This is a genomic window from Bradyrhizobium sp. 6(2017), assembly GCF_011058295.2.
GTDB classification, from domain to species: Bacteria; Pseudomonadota; Alphaproteobacteria; order Rhizobiales; family Xanthobacteraceae; genus Bradyrhizobium; species Bradyrhizobium septentrionale.
In genome coordinates this window covers 7936686-7954163 of sequence record NZ_CP049289.2, presented here as the reverse complement: position 1 = coordinate 7954163, position 17478 = coordinate 7936686, and the positions used below count along the sequence as shown (strand labels likewise).

Sequence of the window (17478 nt, the reverse complement as noted above, 5' to 3'; positions counted from 1 at the left end):
CCTAACAAATCAAACTAGTGCTATCCGGACTAGGACACTCGCGCTGGGAACTAGGACACTGTTGCGCCCAGGCTATTGCGGGAGGATCAGAGAGGGGCGCAGTATCGAAGCTGCCGACCTCCAAGAGATAAATCGGCGGATCAGGCAACGGCCCCAGCACCGGCCCCTCCTCAGGCCCCCAGAGGTGCTGGGGCCGTTTCTCATAGCATCACGGTCCCGCTGCCGATCCTACCCTAAGGCAACGGAAGCGCCCCCGATCTGGAGGGTGCCAAGGCGATGTTTCGGGAATCGTGGGAGCGGTTCTACGCCGCGCTCGATCAGAAGTGCATCGAGCTTTGGCATCGCACTGCCGACTCGGCTAAGCGTCGTTTTGGACGCACTGGGGAAGACTGATGAAATACGTTGATTATCGCTGGGCAGATCCTGAGAAGGCTGCCCGCAGGATCATGGAGCACGCTCGAGCGTTTGAGCCGATCCAGGACGGCCGGATCTACATCGAGAAGATCAACCGCCCAATGATCGATGAGGACAAGGCGACGCCGGCCGAATATTGGGCGGCCCTACAGCATGCGATCAGCCAAGGCTGGCTGGAGTATCACGAGAGCGGAACGTTCGTGAGGATACTGCAGGCTGGGAACGACCTGTTTGCGTAGCCGTAGGCTTGGCCGGCGTTCTTCACTGTTCTGGGCACATAAATTTCCACAGGTCGCAATTCGTTCTTGACGAAGATCAATGAGCGGACCCGGCAACAGCTTCAGCGTCCACCCATGAAATGGGACGGGATAACGATAGCCGGTGGCATCTCAATCGCACTTTCCGTGCTGATCTTGATTGTCATTTTCACGATGTAGGGAACCTGAGGCGCGTCCCAGCGACCTTTTGCTCGCTGGAAAACGGGCCGCATGGGGCGCATATTCTGGTGATGGCGACGATTGTTCAATGCATTTGCGGCGCCGAGTACAGACGTACCGAAGAGAAGTTCTTGGCACCGCATACGGGCGATGCAATCTGCACGGTGTGTGGGGCCGCGCTAGAATCGTGGTCGGAAAGTACCCACGTTCCCCAATACGAGCTTATTGAACGTCCAGCCGGGGGTAGTGGGTCAGTTTGATTGTGGCGGAGTTCCGGGCTGGAAAAGGAGCGGTTTGGGGCGCATATTCGAAGGATGGAAAGGACCACCGTCTTAGCCATCATCATCACCATTGTTGTGCTCGCAGCCGTCTACTTGCTGATGCGTCGGAAAAGAAGCTGAGATGACCCCCAAACGCCCTAGGACTGACCCACTAACCCGAGCTGAGTAAGGGCGCCTCAGTTGCCGCCAGCGAGTATTTTAAGCTTGGCGGCGTTGTCGTGCGTTAGCTTAGACGATGCCCATCAGCCGGAAGCCGATCGAGATCCCGCCGGAAGTCGCCCGCCAGTTCGCCGCCAAGATGCGGCTGTTCCACGCCGAGCGCGACCAACTCAAACGCGACGAGATCGCCGCGGACACCCGGCATCTGCTCCTACAGCACATGCCAAAGGGCGCAAAGCTGCGGCTTGCGGATGTCATCGAGCTGTTCAAGTTGATGGGATGAGCGAACGCGGCGGCGCAATGGCGCTGCCGCCGCTTGCGATTCACCTGCGCCGCGTGCAGCATTCAGCCCTATCCTAGATTGCATCAGGCACGGAGATTGCGATGAGCGCGCATCGGACAGGGCAGCATAATGGTTAAGAGACCAGCGAAGTTTGGCGAAAGACTTTTCGCGACGTTGTGTTCAGACGGTGGCGCCAAGGCAAGTAAAACAGAGGAAGACGAAAACGGCTGGGACTATTTCGTAGAACTCCCCAACGCCCCTCATTCTGGTCCTCTTGACACCCAGCCAGCTGAGCAGGCGGCTTTCGTTCAAGTGAAGTCAAAAACCACCCGCGGACTAAGCGTCAGCGTCAAACTCTCGAATGCGCTGAAGGCAGCAGCATCACCCCTGCCGTTTTTCATCGTTATGGTCGTAATCTCCAAAGCAACCAAGCCAAAGCTGTACGCTAAGCATGTCTGGGCCGAGATGATGACGATAGCGCTGCGCGAAGGCCGGTTGGCTGATCGTAATGGCACGCTGCCCAACAAGAAGCGAATTGGCGTCCAGTTCACCTCGAACGATGAGATAACCGGCGACATCGTGGAATGGATGCTCACGCAAATCTCGATGATTGGGGGTGACTACCAATCGAACAAGACCAAGCTGTTTCGGGAGATCGGTCACGATGAGGCATGGCCAGGAAGCATGACGCTTCAGGGAACGAAGGCGCAGATCTATAGGAATTTCCTCGGCCTTGGAAACGGTCTACCAATCTCAGACTTCACCTGCTCCCCGCTACGGTTCGGAATGTCTTCTCCGAAGACCGACATCAAGGTCACATCTGGCACCGTGCACATTGAACCCAAACCGATTGGCTCGTGCGAGATTCGACTGCAAGGATCTGCAGACACGCCAACGATTGTCGCGCCGGCCAAGCTGTATTCCTACAATCCGACCGGCAAAGCAGGCGACGAGAGTTTTAGAGTTTCAGCCGGTCAGATAGAGGTGCTGTTCGGCCCAAAAGACATCAGCAGCGGGCTCGAATTTCGTGCTGATCCAACCGAGTTGTTGGATGTCAAATCGCTACGCGACGTTATCGTCTTCAACTACTGGCAAAGTGTCTCCGCGAAAATACTGATTGAGGTCTTCCACGAAAGCGGAATGCGCCTTTTTAGAAGCACAGTTGATGTCGTCCCGAAAAATAAAGGCGATTGGGAAACGGTGCTGGAAATCGTTAAAACGCTTGAAGCCATTGTCGGCTCTTCAAATTTCAGAATCAGCTTGGCCGAGCTTAAAAACAAGCTCAACGATCTCAATTTTCTTTATCAAATGACAGCAGCGCCCGACATGCACTACGAACTCAGGCCAGAGGACAAGCTGCCATCAATCGATTTCGTCGCATACTTTTGCGAGGTCCAGCTTGGGGGCTACCATGTAGCCTCGCTCATGCAGCGCGCGGCCACGGGGCAGCAGACAAAGGATGATCTGCGCATCTTCGACTTCGGCGCCGCCATCAATTTCGGGAACTATGTCTTTCAAAATGGGATGGGAGATACAAAAAGGATCATCCGGGATATCTACCAGGAAGCGGTGGAGCGCTTGGGCGAAACGACCCAAGTCTTAAACGTTGGTGACATGCGAGCCTTCGCTGACCAACAAGCCCGCGTGTAGGGGCAGCCACCGACAAGGTCACGCGCACCCACGCTCGATCCTATGTTTCTCGCCCATCACCGTAGCAGCGAAAGCCTCTAGGATATTTGCCGCCGTGTCCGGGCCGACAGCCTCGCCAATGTCGGGGGTGATCTTGGCGACATAAGAGTCGAGACTGGCGCGAGCCAGGTCGTCAGGCGTGCCCGCGTAGAGCAGCGAGAGTGTTTTCACCGCCTCAGTGAGCACGTCGATAAATCGCGCGCCGCTTGGCGCATGCTTTGCCTCACTCTGCGTCGTCATCGAACAGGTCGTCTATTTTTTCTTCGATAGCGTGACCGACCATGTGCAGGGCGTGCAGCAGCTCGCGTGCATCTCGCGCATGGCGACCGTGACCGGCGAGAACGGAGACATATGCGGCGCCTGCCATTCGGTGGATCTTGTCCTCGCTCGCTTGCGCCGCTGGGACCAGGAACGGCCTTGGCGGCATCTTCAAGGTGCCGAACTCGAACCACGGGCCGCGCGGATCATCGGTGCCGACGGCGCCCTCGTGGCCGCTGACGGTGTACTCGATCGAGTCCCGCAGCTCGCCGGTGCGCAGCAACGGCTTCGGTACAGGGAAGCCGTGAGCCTCTTTGTCATGAATGGTCGACGGCGTCAGGTCAGGCCAGATGTCATGCCCCTTGCCGATCATGCCTTTGGCCTTCTTCTGCACGACCTTGCAGGCCTGCTCGATGACCATGGGCGGCAATGCATGGAGGTCCCGCTCGATCGCGCCCAGCTCGGCGATGAAACCCAATAGGCTGAACTCCTTCATGGCGGGCTACTCCTCAATCTTGACGTTGACCGCCTTCGGCTTGCCGGTTTTGCCGTCGTCGACCAGTTCGAACACAAGGTGCGCGCCAATGTGCGGCGGCACTGCGTGGCCGGCAATGCCAGTGATGTGACAAAATACATCGCCGATAGCGTCGGCTGTGATGAAGCCGAAAGCCCTCGCCTCATTCCAGAATTTCAATGTTCCGTGGTGCTGCATGTTCACTTCTCCGAGGTTCGCTCACGCCGTGCGTACATCCGGCATTCGACATGAGCAGGACAACGCCGGAGCGCTGCCCGAATAATGATGGAGCGGCCGAGCTGGCCGGGGACAAACCTGCTCAAGGCCGCTCCAGTCAACGCGCGGAATTGAGGAACCGCGCGGTCTCGAACGATTCAGGGTCACAGCGCCGCCTGAACGGCGCGGCGCCAATCCGGCGCAGCATCGAGCAACTCGCCAATAGCCCTCTCGACATTCGTTCCGACATAGGACGGAGGCAGGCCGACGTAGGATGGTGGGTGCGGCTTCGACGCGGCGCGCGTGATGGTGAACTCGCCCACCATGTTCGGCCGCTTCAAGCTTCAGCACTTCCAACCGTGCGGCGGCGAGGTCGTCGGCCAGACCGCCGAGCTTGGCATTCGCGGCCCTCGCAGCGCCGAGGCGCTGCTCGAATTTACTTTTCACGGTCATTGCGTAGGTCCCGGCTCCGACAATTTCGGCTAACGTCAACATCGGCGTCATCCCGCGGCTGGCGGCGGCGGATTGCGTGGAAGGCGCTGCGCCAAGTTCGGGTTTTCAGCGAGCCAGTTGGCGCCGTTCGGGCCGGCGGTGCCGTTGATCCCGAACGCCAGCGCGTGGAAGCCACTCCAAGGCAGCCGGATGGTGAAACGGCCATCCTCGCGTTGGGTTGGGTAGTAGAACTTGCCCGGCACGGTCGGCGACGCGACCGCGACCGCACCCAGCTCGATCGGGATCATGACATCGCACAATCCGGACTCCTCGGGTGCCATCGCTGCGGCCTCGATGCGCCGGCGCTCGGCCTCGGCGGCCTCAAGTTCAAGCCGGCGCTGCGTCAGCGTGGCGCGGTCGATCAGGTCGTTGTCGGTCTCCGGCGAGGCCGGCAACCTCAACAGCGCGGCGGTGATCTCGACCAGCGTCATCGTGGCGGTCTTGGCTTCGATCATGGCGCGGTGATCCTCGGCCTGTTCGATGCGCTCGCGATTGATGGTGCTGTAAGTGTCCATTGGTTTCTCCTTCAAAAGCTCCAGCCGTGTTGCGGTTGGCTTGGCCTGATGTCGTCGTAATCGGTGTCGAACCGGCGATCGGGATCGATGTCCGCTTTGATGCATTCGCGGCGGTAGAACTCGACCCAGCCGGCAGCGCCGGTCACCGGCTCCGTCAGCAGAGCCACAGCACCGGCCACTACGTTTGCAGCGTCCTCCGATTTGTTACCTCTTGCGTCGACGCGATCGCGCATACCGAATGAGCCGGCCTTGCGCTCAAGGCTCAGGAACTGGTCGACCACCAGCTGATTATCGAGGAGCCGGATTTTGCCGGAACCGAACATCGGTAAGCTGTTGAGGTAGAGCGCGCTCTTGTCCATCGGTGACGCGCGCCACGTCAGGCCATGATCGACAATGCCGGCCTGCATGAAGCCCTGGGCAACGCGGTCGGAGACGATCTCCGTGCAGAAATAGGCTTTGGCCAGGTGGCAGACTTCGCCGAGCACGGCCGCTGCATTAAACGGCGCCTTCCGGATCAGCACAGCGTCGACGACCAACACATCGCCTTCACGGTGCGCGACTGCCGCGCAGAACGCATCACCACCGCTGGTCAGCCCGCTGGCGCCGTCGGCAAAACAAACGCAGCTGGTGCCGCGCATGTAGGGCCGTTGCGTCACGCCACGATCGATCGCCGCAGTGAGAACGGCCGGATCTATGAAACTGCAAACGTCCGACCGGAACACGCAATAGTATTCGCTTTCCGCCTTTGGCCGATCGCGCTGCATCTCGCGATCAACAAACGCGCGATCGAGCGTCGGATTCCATGTTTCCCATGTGCCCTTCGCCACCAGCACCGGGCCATCCTTGCCGAAGTGCTTTTCGTGTAGGTCGAAGGTTTCACCTTGCCGGCTGTAGGGCGTCGAGATGATCAGCAGCAGGCCACGAGTCGTCAGCAATGCCGGGCGTAAGGCGGCGAGCAATTCGGTATCGCTGTTGGCGGCGCCCTCGGCCATCAGGAAGGCGGATTCGTCGACCACTGCACCGGCCAGTGTGAGACCGCGGACACTGCGATATGAGGCCGGCCTAACCTCCAGCGTCACGCCGTTGCTCAACGTGACCGAATCCTCGGTGCGGCCGGTCACCATGCCGCTCAACATCGGGCTGGCGTCGATCAGACCGGCGCTGCGCTGGAACGCTACTAGGGATTGCCGGGCTGTCGGAGCCTGAAACAATAGGGTGGCGCGCTCGCCAACATCGAGAACGTCGGAGTAGTCGCAGAGCGCGGCCTGATAGATCGACATGGCTGCGGCGAACGATGTTCCGCCAGAACGCCTCGATTTCAGGATCAGCGCCTCATTAACCCGGCGTTCGCGCGATTCCGGCGCCATGCCGGTCAACTGGGTGTAGATCTCGCGCTCCTCGGCGGTCAGGCGCTCGCCCATGATCGCGCAGCCGAGCGCTCGCCATGGCAACCACGAGTCCATCTCGCCGGCCTTGCGCGGGAAGGCCGAGCCCAAGATAGCCGGGTCGGAGATCGCCCGGCGAAAGGGCATAATCGGTTTCATGGTGTCGGCTCCGACTGGCGGGCCGCGTAGTCGCGGAGCGCCTGCATCGGGTCGACCGGCTTCGCCGGCTCGATCGGTTGCGGCTTCAATCCGTTGGTTCGCTGCGCCCTGACGATTTGGTCTCGGACCTGACCGGCTTCCTGCAGCTTGCCGCGCCGTTCCAGCACGCGGGCCAGCACGGTCAGCGCCGCGATCTGCTCGACGGCAAGGCGGTCCGCCATGGTCGGCGCGCGGCCCAAGCCGGCCAGTAAGCCGCCTTCGATCTCGGCCTTGGCTTCGGCATCCTGTCGACGCAATTCATGATGGCGTCGCCAGCCGCGGGACTTCGGAGATGGTGTTTCGTTCTGCATACCTTTCAAATATATGCGACTCGGTACAAAACATAATTACAGTTTCGTATTAACCGAATTGGTGTAAACCATGACGGTGATCGACGTGGCCAAGGATTGCTTGCGGCGGCTCTACAGCGGCTTCTCGGCCGGCCGGTCCAGACCCCACGGCCGGGATCAAGCCAGCGCACGGGCGAGGCGCGCTGCAGGCGAGCGAGGCGGCCGAAACGAAGCGGCCGCGCGTGGTGCCGCCAACCGCGCGGCGTTTTCATTTCGGGAACAAGTGGCAACTCCAGAAGTTAGTTCGCCAATCGTTATGGAGTGGGACACTTTCACGGCCTCAGTGCTCTCCCCCGGGGCGCTGGGGCCGCTCTTTATGAAAGAGGCCGCCCATTGAGGCGGCCTTACTTGATGGCCAAAAAGCGGCCGTCTCGATCTCGGCTCAAGAAAGCTCCGGCCGTCTGATCTCTTTCTTGTGCTGGGTTTGGTGCTTGCGCCCTTCGGCCTTTGCTCGCTCGGCCTTTTCGAACATTTGGAGGGCCAGGAGGTGCAATTCCCGCATTTTAACCGGATCGGATTCGGTAAGTGCGAGGCGGGAAGCGATCTCGGCTTGCTTCGTGTAGTACTCGGCAGATGGCATTTTCGGTGCGCGCTGTTTTGAACGTGATGGGATGGGAAATCTAATAAGTTACAAACAGCACACCATGTTCCACTTTTTCCCGGCTGGTAGACGCGAAATGCATGGAACCAAATCGGCGCTACGGTCGACGGGGGCAAACGAAAGGCCGCGCTTGATGCGCGGCCCGTGATCGAGATCGAGAGGAGCGCTACGCCGGCCGCGCAAGCATGCGGGCCAGACTCTTCGCATCGAGCACCGGCGTGCCGTGCTCGGCGGCCAGTGCGCTGGCGATCTCGCGCAGACTCTTGCCCTCGGCCTGCAGGGCCTTGCCACGGGCCAGCGCGGCTTGCTCACGAGCGTTCGGCACGAGGCGGCGATCTTTGCCTTCACCCTCGATGTCATAACCGTAGGGCCGCTTTCCGCCGTTGTAGATGCGCAGCGCGGTGCGGTGCCGCTTGGCGTCGCGGATGCGCTCACGAATGCGGTCCCGCTCATTCTCGGCGACTGCTGACAGAATGGTGAACACCAGCTTGCTGATGCCGTTGCCGGTGACGTCGCCGCCGAGATCGATCATGTGAAGGGCGACTCGATCTTCCTTCAATTGCTCCAGCGTGCCGAGCGCATCGGCGGCCGAGCGGAAGGCGCGATCCAACTTGGCCGTGATGATGACGTCACCGGGCTGCAACGTCGCCAGCATGCGCCGGCCTTCATCGCGCTCGGCAAGCGGCACTGAGCCAGACACGCCGGCCTCGATGAAGGTACAGGCAACGCTCCAGCCCTTCATCATGGCGTAGCCCTCGATTTGGCGCTGTTGTTGCTCCAGGCTCTTGCCGTCGCTGGCCTGTTCTGACGTGCTCACTCGGCAGTATCCGTACACGATCATGGCAACCTCTGTGGCTTACCTTTAGCAATGCCACAATAGGAGCAATGCCACATGAAACGCAAGGGGAATTTGGCCTTTTCGGCCACTGGGGAAAACACGTGGGGTGCCCAGCAGCATCGCCGACAAGTATAATTTGGTGATTCGCGCAACCCAACGGAGAATAGCGAAATGGCCAAAAAGCCACCGTCTAAGCCGGTCGCAAAAACCGTGCACCCCATCACATCATCAAAGATCAAGCACCTTGCCGGCGTTGCGACGGCCACGCCTAGCAAACTGTCGAACAAACAAACTCAGGAACTCGGGGCATCCGTGCTGCGACACATTGAGCCGCGAGGCGGCAAAGTAAAGTAGCGCGACAGTTCCTTTTTGATTTGATCATTACATGCCGCGTGGAAATGCAGATGACTGCGTGCCTCCCGCGCGCCGTGCAATGTCGGCGCCGGCCGCGCCGCCATGGTGCATTCCTGCAGGTGGCTGGCTCGCCTGCTGGGCAAATTGCCCACCATCGATCGCGCGGGAGGCATACTTCGATGGCCGTCGAAATAAATCTGCAGGCCGGGGGATGCGCGTGGCGGCTTAGCCTGCGATGTGCTGCCAAGCCGCCCTAAGCTGCTCAGCAGCCGCGAGGATCGTCGTCAGACCGCTCGACATACTGACCAGCTTTTCGAAAAGCGCTTCCACGACAGTCGAGCTGGGCTTACGCTCGACCAGGACTTGATCGCCGATCGTCTTTGTCAGTTCCGCCAGCGCCTTCTTCGTCGCATCATCGCCTCCCTTTTCGTTGGCGATCGATTCGATCAGCGCCTTGAGCTTCGTCCCAAATTCCTCCGTTGGCTTGCCCTTCGTGATCTCGATCATCGCGCTGATCTGCGCGAGATCGCCAGTGTTCACGACGCCTACCGTTGAGTTGGTTATGTTGATGTTGTGGAAAGTGTTTGCCTTGGTCATTGCTCGCGCGATCTCCGCAACTGGTATGGGTTGATGCATTGGGCCGAACGGCGCGATCATGTCCATTTGGTGCGCGGCGTCGTTGTACATTGCCGTCGACCTGAGCCACTGCATCATGAGAACATGCTCAGCCAAAGACCAGCATGACAGGCATAGAGGATGCGGTTTCTGCGAATCGCCCACATTGTAGAAAGCTGGGCGACCGCACTGTGTGCAAGGCATCTCGACCTGCTCCATTTTCGTTAGCCACTATGTTCCACTTATCTGGGCTGATACCTTACGGATTCCTTTACGCGGTTGCCCGCGCGCTTGTGGCTCGCTTCACACGTCCATGTCCCGACCATGTCCCGCGATTTTCCCGGTGATTCCGGCGCCCGATGTCACAGATGTCACACCATGTCCCGTTTTCATGTCCCAAGGTGAGGGACGCGACCGTTCATCCACACGGGAAGTCTAGCCCGCTGCAGGCGCGTCCCTGGTGGTGCTTGGTGGTGACGGTGCGGCGATCTCAGGTCTTCGATGAGATACGAACCACGCGCCTCGCGCGCAGCGCGTCTGTCGGCATGTGCAGGTTTCGCGAGCCGGGCCGTGGGACATGACGTTCGGCGCGCGCTGGTGGCGCGGCCTCCGATGTCCCAACGGAACGACACTGTGATTGTGGTGAGACAGTCGTCGAGAGCGCGGCGGCCACCAGCCGTCCGCGCGGGCTATCCCGCTCGCCATTCCCTGACGATACGTGTTCCGCTCATCACCTGCATGGAGATGATGCCGAACACTGAGAAGTCGATGCCGTCGAGATCGGTGACGCTGATGGATGCGATGGACTGCACCAGGATAGGACGTGAGATGTTACGCTTAATTGCGTCACTGCTCTTAATAGAATCTATAGCTGGTGACGCATTTTTGCGTAACGCTCGCATGTTCCTCATTCGCTCTGCGGCTTTGGCATTGGAGCGCGCCTTCTTCTCTTCCGGCGACAGGTTCAACGCAGGACGGCCACGCGGACGGCCGGTACTCTTCTCGGCCCGGCGCCGCCTCTGACACGCCGCATTCTTTTCGCGCCTGATACCTAGCCTGATCTCGTAGCTCAAATCATTGCAGGCGCCGATGAAACGCAGGCCGAGCCTCGTGCGGTCAGTGACGGTGATCTCAAGCGTCACGGCGGACTCGTCGTCGCTCCAGCGACAGGCCCCGCGCTTGAAGCGGACCTCGGTGTCCACGATCAGCTGGTCGAGCTCGGCCGGCTTCAGCCGCGCCCATTTGCGGCACCAGTTGCGGACGCCGCGCTTCGGGTTGTTCGGGTTGGCCAGCCAGGCATGATCGGCCCCCCATCGCAGGATGCGCCGGCCCCTGGTGTTGCACGGTAGGGCTTTCCAGCCGCGATCAGCGAACACCTTGCGGGCATCCGAAAGGCGTCCAGCTGCGCGGATCGCGTGGGTGTCGGTGTTGCCGGTGCTGGTGTCGCCGTCGATCGACTCGAAGCGCCCGGCGTCCTCGCGCGCGGCCTCGGCGAAGGCGGTATTGATTTCGTCGAGCCGAGCGCGTTCGTCTTCTTGACGCTCGGCGCGGTCGCGCTTATCTGTGAGGCTACTCACTGGCGTGATCTCCGGTGGGTACTCATTCGGAGTGATCTCCTGTGGGTTTGAGCGTGGCAGCTCTTACGGAATCTGAAGCCCTCGGTTTGCCGCCGGGGGCTTCTCCGTTTTTAAATAGTTATGACGCTTCGATTTTCGAGTCGGATCGTTGAAGCTTCAAAGTTCCAAGCCTAAACCTTCACTCGACGGTCGGCGGGATGGCGATTGATGCCGGTCAAGCGCCGACTCTCGCGCGACCGGATAGTTTGGGAACCGATCCTGAAACGCCTTGCAGACCAATGCAGTGAAAGATTCCCAAACTTTTCAAGTTATGCCCGTCGTTATTGGCTTTCCTCGCTCCCCTAGGGAGCGCCAGTGATCTTCCTTTCATTTTGATTTCCTTTCCTTTTTTTGATGGTTTCCCCAAACCGGAAGAAGAGGTTTGGGGAATTCTGTTCGCCTTGTGATCTTCGAGCTTTAAGATTGCGCGGCGACCGCCGCCCCGGTCATCGCATCGCGCATCCACCGCTGTAACCCATCGACCGTGAACGGCTTTCCCCATTCAGTGGTCAAGATGCAGACGTGCTTGCGCGGAAGCGCGGCGAGCGCTGCGCGAAGCGACTGGGCCTTCTCGACTAGAACAGAAACGCCGGTTTTGCGCCTGGTGTATTCGAAGTCGTCAGCGTCGGCCTGCACCCAAGTCGTCAAATGCGTGTCAATACGAGCAGTGCCGACGTTCAGCATCAGCTCGTAAGCCGCGCGCTGTCTTGTTCCATACGCCCATCGGTCTTCGAAGGCCTTCATTTCCGTATCAGTCCAAGCACGGATCTCCTTAGATTTGCCTCGCTTGATGCCATCGGAGGGGTCGACCGATAACCACTTCAAATCGTCCTTCGCGTGTCGGATGAGGATACGAAGCTTCTTTAGCGTATCTATCTTGGCGCCGGGCTTATTGTGCAGTGGCTTGAGGATTTTCTCTTCGATGCGGTCCTTTGTCAGTCCGGCAACAGCTCGGTGTCCATGATCCCGACGTATCTGATCCATGCGATTGCGGTAGCCGGACTTACTACCCACGCCCAGGGAAGCGAAACCATCACTGTGCAGGTACGACGTAACCAGCGCACCGATTGATCGCGCCGTGTCCTTCGTTATCGACGGCCGTTTTGCCGCTTCTCAAATGCAGGACAAAGCCGCGCTATGCAAGATCATCAACGCGCTACACCGAGAAAACCGCGCATCGATCCGGCAAATCCCCGAGCCCGTTGGGCGCACGGTGCGCCTGCTACAAATCGGCGACGGTCGCGATGCGTCTATGATCGACGAGCCGGCGGCAGAAGTGTTGCGCTCGACTGAGCAACTGAGTTTGGCGAAGCCCTTCACCTATGACGTGAAAATCCACGGCGTTTTCAAAACCAATGGTGCATTCCGCATCGAGATTTTAGAGCAGAACAGAATCGTGCCCGGTAAGATCGCCGATGCGGTGCTCGATGAACCCCAAAACGTCTACACGAAGGCGCTGGACGAAGGCGCGACCCTTCGTGTCACCGCACAGCCCACAATGAAAGACGGCAAGCTGCATCGCCTGTTCATCACCGGGGCGAAGGTCGCTCCGAGGCGTCGCGCGACGAAAGCAAAGGCGAAGTGAAGGCCAACGCTGTCAACTTACGTTAAGAAGGCTTTGCACATGCCCGGCGCAACACCGAAGAGAACGCGACGCAAGGCTAACGGCGCTTGAAATAGGTGCGATACGATCAGGCCGCGCTGCGGCGCGGCCCGTTCAACGGGCATACGGCCCCACTGTTACAGGCTCGAGTTCTACCGGCTCGCTCTGAAATGATGACCAATCTGATCGCAGGTGTCCGATTTGCAGAAAGCGGTAGCAACCAGCCCTTCTGAAGGCAAAGGGTCGGTCGAAACCTGACAAATGGCCCCTCATCATCGATGACGATTTTCTGTGAGGCTTTATCTCCCCGGAGGCAGCACCTTATCGCTCATCAACGAGACCGCGGCGCCCTACTGGCTGCGAGCAGTGATGGACGACGGAAGCATCCGTTGCAGTACGCTGTCGCGCAAAACGAACCAATGGAAAAGCGCGGCGCTGGCATGCAGACCGATGAGGACAAGGAGGGCATAGCCGCCAACTTCATGAGCCTTCACGAATAGGCTTCTGATTGCCACGTCCGGTGCCAATAGCGCCGGTACTTGCCAAATGAACAGCGTAAAAGGGCGTCCGTGAAGCACGACCTCACCGAAGCCGGTGATCGGTTGCATCAACAGCAAGGTATAAAGGGCATATTCATTGGCCTTCGCGATCCATTGTTGCAGCTTCGGCATGCTTTCCGGAAATGGCGGCAGATAAGCGAACCGAATCCGCCAGAATACGCGCGCCAACGCGACGCTCCAAGTCATCATGCCCATTGTTCGGTGTGCTGCCAGAAGTGCAGGGACCAGGCTGGTCCCATGACCAACGCCTTCGCGCAACCAGGCAGTTGTAAACTGGCCAACGATAAGGATCACCGTGAGCCAATGAAGTACAATGCTCGTTGGGTCGAAGCGCTTGCCTTGCAGAGGCGCCTTAACGATAGATCTTTGTGCGCATTCCGAATTTGTAATCATCATTCTGCTCCAAGTCCTACTCGGTCGGCCGTTCACAACCGAGGGGATCCAGGCGGCCACTGCCTTATTCCGCTATAAAACTACTCGTGTAGAGCCTGTGATCGCAATTTCGGCGCGATCTAACGCTGTGGTCAAACAACTGACGACGCTGAGGCGCGCTGGCGCAATTGCGCGCGCTGAAGGCTCAAATCCTGGAGTTCGAGCGACGCATCATCGCCTGGCATCGATCAAGCACGACGAGCGTCGAGGTTGTGCCCCGGGGCGTGGGTTTGTTGGGAAGGGTGCGAGGAGGCGTTGAAGCCGATTGAAAGCGGAAGGATCAAAACGCTGGGAGAAGCCGGCGCGCCGCCGCCACGCGAACGCTATCGCGATCGGGGGCACAGTTCGGGCGGCGGTTCGTGGCAGAGTGTCTAGGCGGAGTGGATCGATGTCCGCAACTCCGCCAAGATGCGACATCGGGCAGCACCGCTACGATATCACCTTAGGGCCAGATTCGGACATCTCAGCACAACGCGCATCTTGATCAATTCGAAAAGCCATGCAGCAGATCGCGACGACCGCGATAGCAGTCGGGGCTTGCTCTGGCCGGCGACCCCGATCATGCAAATGGCCTAGGGACTGAGCGGCGTGAGGACGTTGCGCAGTGGCGCGCTGGAAATTTGCATCAAACCCGCGAATGGCTGACCCAGCTCGGGGGGCATTTCCGCGTGGGCCATGTCCCCGTGAGTGCTCAGCTCAAGGTCAACAGCCGACAGGGAAGCCACCGGTTTGTGCCGTGATGCCCTTACGCACCACTAAGCAGAATTGCGCAGCTTGACCAACGGACTGCCCTCCCGAACCAATGTACTGCAAATTTGAAGCATCTCAAGTTCGTCGCGCTCGCGATTGGCGTCGTTCTGTCGGCAGTGATTGACATCAAAGCGAACCGCAGCGGGTGCGACATGAATAACGTGGATACGACCGCATGTAGTTGCTACACTAACTTCATCAATCGCCTTCGTTCCGCGCCGTCTTACCAATGAGAAGGGGTCATTTGATGTCATTTGCCCTGGTACAGCCGTCGTTGCTGCTCAACTCGTATGCTTTTACTAACCCTCCCTTTGGAGGGTGCGGGCTGTTCATGGATACAACATGGAATTGTCCAAAAAGCGCGACTGCCAAGGACATCGTGAACTGGATCCTCGTCGCCTATGGTCAGACACCAAACCGACGGCTGCATCACGTCGTGCTCAACTTCCACGGGCGGGAGGAGGGTCCATCCTCGGGGGGACAGAAGGAGCAAATGGTCATCGTCGGGGAGGCTTCGCCTGAATCAGGATATGGCACTAGCCGTTTCCGCGAAGCAACGCACAACGCTCTCGACCTCACCAATGTCGGTCTTTTCGCTGCGTTGAAGGGCAAGAATATCGGCACCATCTGGTTTCATAGCTGCGCCCTGGCCAAGGATCTCAAGGGTAAATACTTCTGTCAGCGACTCTCCGAGGTCTCAGGCTGCAATGTTGTAGCCGCGGCGGAAATGCAGTCCGAATGGTGGGGCATTGTGAACCTGATTTTCATGCCCCGCGGGAGCATCGATGACTATGAGGGGCAGGTCTATATTTGGGTGAAGGGAAAGATCAAGCCCTTCGATCCCAATGGGGGAAATTGGGATTAAGGGGGCGTTGAGTAAAAGTATCTTGGAAGCGAGATGGACGCCATGACCGATGACGTGCCGTCGCAATTCATCGGCGTTTGGAAGCTGGTCAGCTTCGAGCGGCGGCAGGTCGGCGTCGAGACCGTGGTGAAGACCTACAGGGAACACCCTAAAGGCTATCGCATCCACACCGCAGGTCACCGGATGATCTACATGTTCTTCGCCGAGGATCGCAAAGCCAGCGTCGGCGCCGTGACCGATGCCGACCGTATTGCATGGTCGAAAACCATGGCCAGCGCCGCCGGCCCCTTCGAGTCGATCGGCGGCAACAAGGTGATATTCTATCCCGAAGTGTCCGCGGTGCAGTACCTGGAGCCGATCACCTTTGGCTTCGAGATCAAGGGCAATGACCTGACAATGACGTCGGATCCGATCAAGGATCCGACCGGCGGTCCGGATCTTTACTTCCGTTCGACTTACGTGCGCGCCGAATAGCGAGCGCAAGCCGGAGGCCACATCCCTCTCACGCGCAAGCGCACCGTAGCTCGAAGCGCGTTCGGTCCGGGCCGTGCCGACGCTCAGGCTGCTTGTGGAAACACGGCAATTGCAGTGCACTCAATTGATGCCTGATCCCATGATTTGCATCATACTCATCGCGCCTCGGCCGTGTCCGTCATTCCCCACTAGCCGCACTGCGTCACCCAGCATGGCAACGCCGCGCGCGGACCATTGGAGCGCTACCCCGCGCGACAATCGATTGATCGCACAAGCCGCTCGGCAGATGCCACTTTGCGCGATGTTGGTCTGCCAATTTGCACAGGCATTGAACGAGCTGCAGCAAGCGGCGAATTTCACCGGTGACCGGCGATAAACTGGCTGAGTTGAATCTGCCGTATATGAAGCGCTTATGAATCACAACAGCAACCAGTCTCGATTTCATATCGCTGCCGGCACATCTTCTGCGCGTCGGCCGGCTCTCAGGCCGCATGTGCCGCAAAATTGGAAACCCCATTTCATATCTGGCGGGCCGGACATGTTTGACTACGATTCGATCCCTGCGCGGAAATGGGCGTCAAGTTTGTCCGTCCCCCATCGCGTTGGGCATTCTGTCCAGGCAGTTGATAATGAGGCAACTGATGACGTTGCCGATATCTACAACCAGGCTGGTGACGATTATGTCTCATACGCTGACGGGGATCCCTCGCAGCCATTTGCCTTTGAGGGAATGCACGCCTACGCAGACCGCTGCGTTTGGGCCGTATTGGAGAAGAAACTGACCGACCTGCGGGCTTCCGGCGCAAGCTCGGTCAGATTCCTCGATGCGGGTTGCGGACCCGGCACCTGGCTGCGCCGGCTGGTCATGCACGCACATGCGCTCGGATTCGGCGACATTACCGCACGTGGCTTCGACATCGCACAGGCGCAAATAGAACGGGCCAGGTTGGCGGCCCGAAATCTTTCCAGCCTTCCTGGAGTGAGTCTCACGTTCGACGTCGCCGACCTTGCGAACCGGTTACCGGAACAGGATGCCTCGGTCGATCTGACTCTTTGCCTGTACAGCGCGCTCAGCCATCTGCCCGTCGCACGCCTGCCGGAAATCTCAAAGGAGATCGCACGCGTCACATCGGGATATTTCATAACGACGGTGCGTCCGATTGGCAGCATGCCAACGGCCTTTGTGGACTCGATCGAGAAAGTCCGCCGATTGAAACAAGATCACGCCAGGGATCGGTGCGAAATCGATCTCAGCGACGGCCGACACATTGCATTCAGCTTTCACCAGTTTACGGCGGTCGAATTGCGGAACCATTTCGCCAGCTGCTTCGACATAGAAGAGGTGCGCGGCCTGGACCTCTTTCATAGTCGATTTGTGCCGGATCCCCGTTGGAATTCCGACTCTCCATCAGGCGACAGCCAGCTTGCCGATGAACTTGAACGGCTCGAGAAGGCGTATGCCACGTGCTCGGAATTCATGGATCGCGCCACACATCTCCTGCTCGTGGCGGGCAGCCGGCGAACCGTTGCACCTGCCGCCCGTGTCGTTGCGTCGACCTGACACCGGCGATCGCTTTCT

General features: G+C 59.1%; 22 protein-coding genes. 9 read left to right on the top strand and 13 right to left on the bottom strand.

Features of this window, described 5'->3' with window-relative positions:
* Positions 1-392 precede the first annotated feature (392 nt).
* The 3 genes from G6P99_RS37800 to G6P99_RS37790 all read left to right on the top strand — a co-directional run bounded on the left by G6P99_RS37800 (position 393) and on the right by G6P99_RS37790 (position 3224).
* Positions 393-653, top strand: a complete 261-nt coding sequence (locus tag G6P99_RS37800) for a hypothetical protein (protein ID WP_165125802.1) — start codon at positions 393-395, stop codon at positions 651-653.
* 714 nt (positions 654-1367) lie between these two features.
* A complete protein-coding gene (locus G6P99_RS37795; RefSeq protein WP_165125799.1) occupies positions 1368-1574 on the top strand; it encodes a hypothetical protein in 207 nt (68 codons plus the stop codon).
* Positions 1575-1703: 129 nt separating this feature from the next.
* Positions 1704-3224 (top strand): hypothetical protein, encoded by a 1521-nt coding sequence (locus G6P99_RS37790; RefSeq protein WP_165125796.1) that lies wholly within the window; start codon positions 1704-1706, stop codon positions 3222-3224.
* Between the two features lie 18 nt (positions 3225-3242).
* Here the strand turns inward: G6P99_RS37790 and G6P99_RS37785 are convergent, their stop codons facing one another.
* From G6P99_RS37785 to G6P99_RS37770, 4 genes are all read right to left on the bottom strand, one after another.
* Positions 3243-3503, bottom strand: a complete 261-nt coding sequence (locus G6P99_RS37785) for a hypothetical protein (RefSeq protein ID WP_165125793.1) — start codon at positions 3501-3503, stop codon at positions 3243-3245.
* The gene (locus G6P99_RS37780; RefSeq protein WP_165125790.1) at positions 3487-4017 is read right to left on the bottom strand and encodes a hypothetical protein; all 531 of its coding nucleotides are present in this window, start codon (positions 4015-4017) and stop codon (positions 3487-3489) included. The genes G6P99_RS37785 and G6P99_RS37780 overlap by 17 nt, the downstream gene beginning before the upstream one ends.
* Positions 4018-4023: 6 nt before the next feature.
* Complete coding sequence (locus tag G6P99_RS37775; protein WP_165125787.1) at positions 4024-4233, bottom strand: cold-shock protein; 210 nt, start codon at positions 4231-4233, stop codon at positions 4024-4026.
* A gap of 182 nt (positions 4234-4415) precedes the next feature.
* The gene (locus G6P99_RS37770) at positions 4416-4577 is read right to left on the bottom strand and encodes a hypothetical protein (protein WP_165125784.1); all 162 of its coding nucleotides are present in this window, start codon (positions 4575-4577) and stop codon (positions 4416-4418) included.
* Between G6P99_RS37770 and G6P99_RS37765 the strand changes: the two genes are divergently transcribed.
* Positions 4576-4737, top strand: a complete 162-nt coding sequence (locus G6P99_RS37765) for a hypothetical protein (protein ID WP_165125781.1) — start codon at positions 4576-4578, stop codon at positions 4735-4737. The genes G6P99_RS37770 and G6P99_RS37765 overlap by 2 nt on opposite strands.
* A gap of 14 nt (positions 4738-4751) precedes the next feature.
* On the opposite strand, the gene G6P99_RS37760 is transcribed toward G6P99_RS37765, so the two are convergent.
* The 5 genes from G6P99_RS37760 to G6P99_RS37740 all read right to left on the bottom strand — a co-directional run bounded on the left by G6P99_RS37760 (position 4752) and on the right by G6P99_RS37740 (position 8609).
* Complete coding sequence (locus G6P99_RS37760) at positions 4752-5258, bottom strand: hypothetical protein (RefSeq protein WP_165125778.1); 507 nt, start codon at positions 5256-5258, stop codon at positions 4752-4754.
* 11 nt (positions 5259-5269) lie between these two features.
* On the bottom strand, positions 5270-6802 hold the full coding sequence (locus G6P99_RS37755; RefSeq protein WP_165125775.1) for a hypothetical protein: 1533 nt from the start codon (positions 6800-6802) through the stop codon (positions 5270-5272).
* Positions 6799-7098: a hypothetical protein gene (locus tag G6P99_RS37750; RefSeq protein ID WP_165125772.1), complete on the bottom strand. Its 300-nt coding sequence runs from the start codon at positions 7096-7098 to the stop codon at positions 6799-6801. The genes G6P99_RS37755 and G6P99_RS37750 overlap by 4 nt, the downstream gene beginning before the upstream one ends.
* A gap of 475 nt (positions 7099-7573) precedes the next feature.
* Positions 7574-7771: a hypothetical protein gene (locus G6P99_RS37745; protein ID WP_165125769.1), complete on the bottom strand. Its 198-nt coding sequence runs from the start codon at positions 7769-7771 to the stop codon at positions 7574-7576.
* Positions 7772-7958: 187 nt separating this feature from the next.
* On the bottom strand, positions 7959-8609 hold the full coding sequence (locus G6P99_RS37740; protein ID WP_246709733.1) for a recombinase family protein: 651 nt from the start codon (positions 8607-8609) through the stop codon (positions 7959-7961).
* A gap of 192 nt (positions 8610-8801) precedes the next feature.
* On the opposite strand from G6P99_RS37740, the gene G6P99_RS37735 reads away from it, so the two are divergent.
* Entirely contained in the window at positions 8802-8984 is a 183-nt protein-coding gene (locus G6P99_RS37735; RefSeq protein ID WP_165125764.1) for a hypothetical protein, read from the top strand.
* A 225-nt stretch (positions 8985-9209) separates the two neighbouring features.
* Here the strand turns inward: G6P99_RS37735 and G6P99_RS37730 are convergent, their stop codons facing one another.
* The 3 genes from G6P99_RS37730 to G6P99_RS37720 form a co-directional block, all read right to left on the bottom strand.
* Positions 9210-9671, bottom strand: a complete 462-nt coding sequence (locus tag G6P99_RS37730; protein ID WP_165125761.1) for a hypothetical protein — start codon at positions 9669-9671, stop codon at positions 9210-9212.
* Positions 9672-10288: 617 nt separating this feature from the next.
* Positions 10289-11176 (bottom strand): hypothetical protein, encoded by an 888-nt coding sequence (locus G6P99_RS37725; RefSeq protein WP_165125758.1) that lies wholly within the window; start codon positions 11174-11176, stop codon positions 10289-10291.
* A 456-nt stretch (positions 11177-11632) separates the two neighbouring features.
* Positions 11633-12199 (bottom strand): hypothetical protein, encoded by a 567-nt coding sequence (locus tag G6P99_RS37720; protein WP_205751543.1) that lies wholly within the window; start codon positions 12197-12199, stop codon positions 11633-11635.
* Positions 12200-12293: 94 nt separating this feature from the next.
* Here G6P99_RS37720 and G6P99_RS37715 point away from each other — a divergent pair, with 94 nt between their 5' ends.
* Positions 12294-12800 (top strand): hypothetical protein, encoded by a 507-nt coding sequence (locus G6P99_RS37715; protein WP_029085040.1) that lies wholly within the window; start codon positions 12294-12296, stop codon positions 12798-12800.
* A gap of 368 nt (positions 12801-13168) precedes the next feature.
* Here G6P99_RS37715 and G6P99_RS37710 read toward each other — a convergent pair whose 3' ends face one another.
* Positions 13169-13771 carry a cytochrome b gene (locus G6P99_RS37710; protein ID WP_198031303.1) on the bottom strand — a complete coding sequence of 201 codons (603 nt, stop codon included), beginning with the start codon at positions 13769-13771 and terminating at the stop codon, positions 13169-13171.
* A gap of 1036 nt (positions 13772-14807) precedes the next feature.
* Between G6P99_RS37710 and G6P99_RS37705 the strand changes: the two genes are divergently transcribed.
* The 3 genes from G6P99_RS37705 to G6P99_RS37695 all read left to right on the top strand — a co-directional run bounded on the left by G6P99_RS37705 (position 14808) and on the right by G6P99_RS37695 (position 17460).
* The gene (locus G6P99_RS37705) at positions 14808-15425 is read left to right on the top strand and encodes a hypothetical protein (RefSeq protein WP_035978396.1); all 618 of its coding nucleotides are present in this window, start codon (positions 14808-14810) and stop codon (positions 15423-15425) included.
* Between the two features lie 33 nt (positions 15426-15458).
* A complete protein-coding gene (locus G6P99_RS37700; RefSeq protein WP_029085052.1) occupies positions 15459-15899 on the top strand; it encodes a lipocalin-like domain-containing protein in 441 nt (146 codons plus the stop codon).
* A 538-nt stretch (positions 15900-16437) separates the two neighbouring features.
* Positions 16438-17460 carry a class I SAM-dependent methyltransferase gene (locus G6P99_RS37695; protein WP_051346821.1) on the top strand — a complete coding sequence of 341 codons (1023 nt, stop codon included), beginning with the start codon at positions 16438-16440 and terminating at the stop codon, positions 17458-17460.
* The last annotated feature ends 18 nt before the right edge of the window (positions 17461-17478 follow it).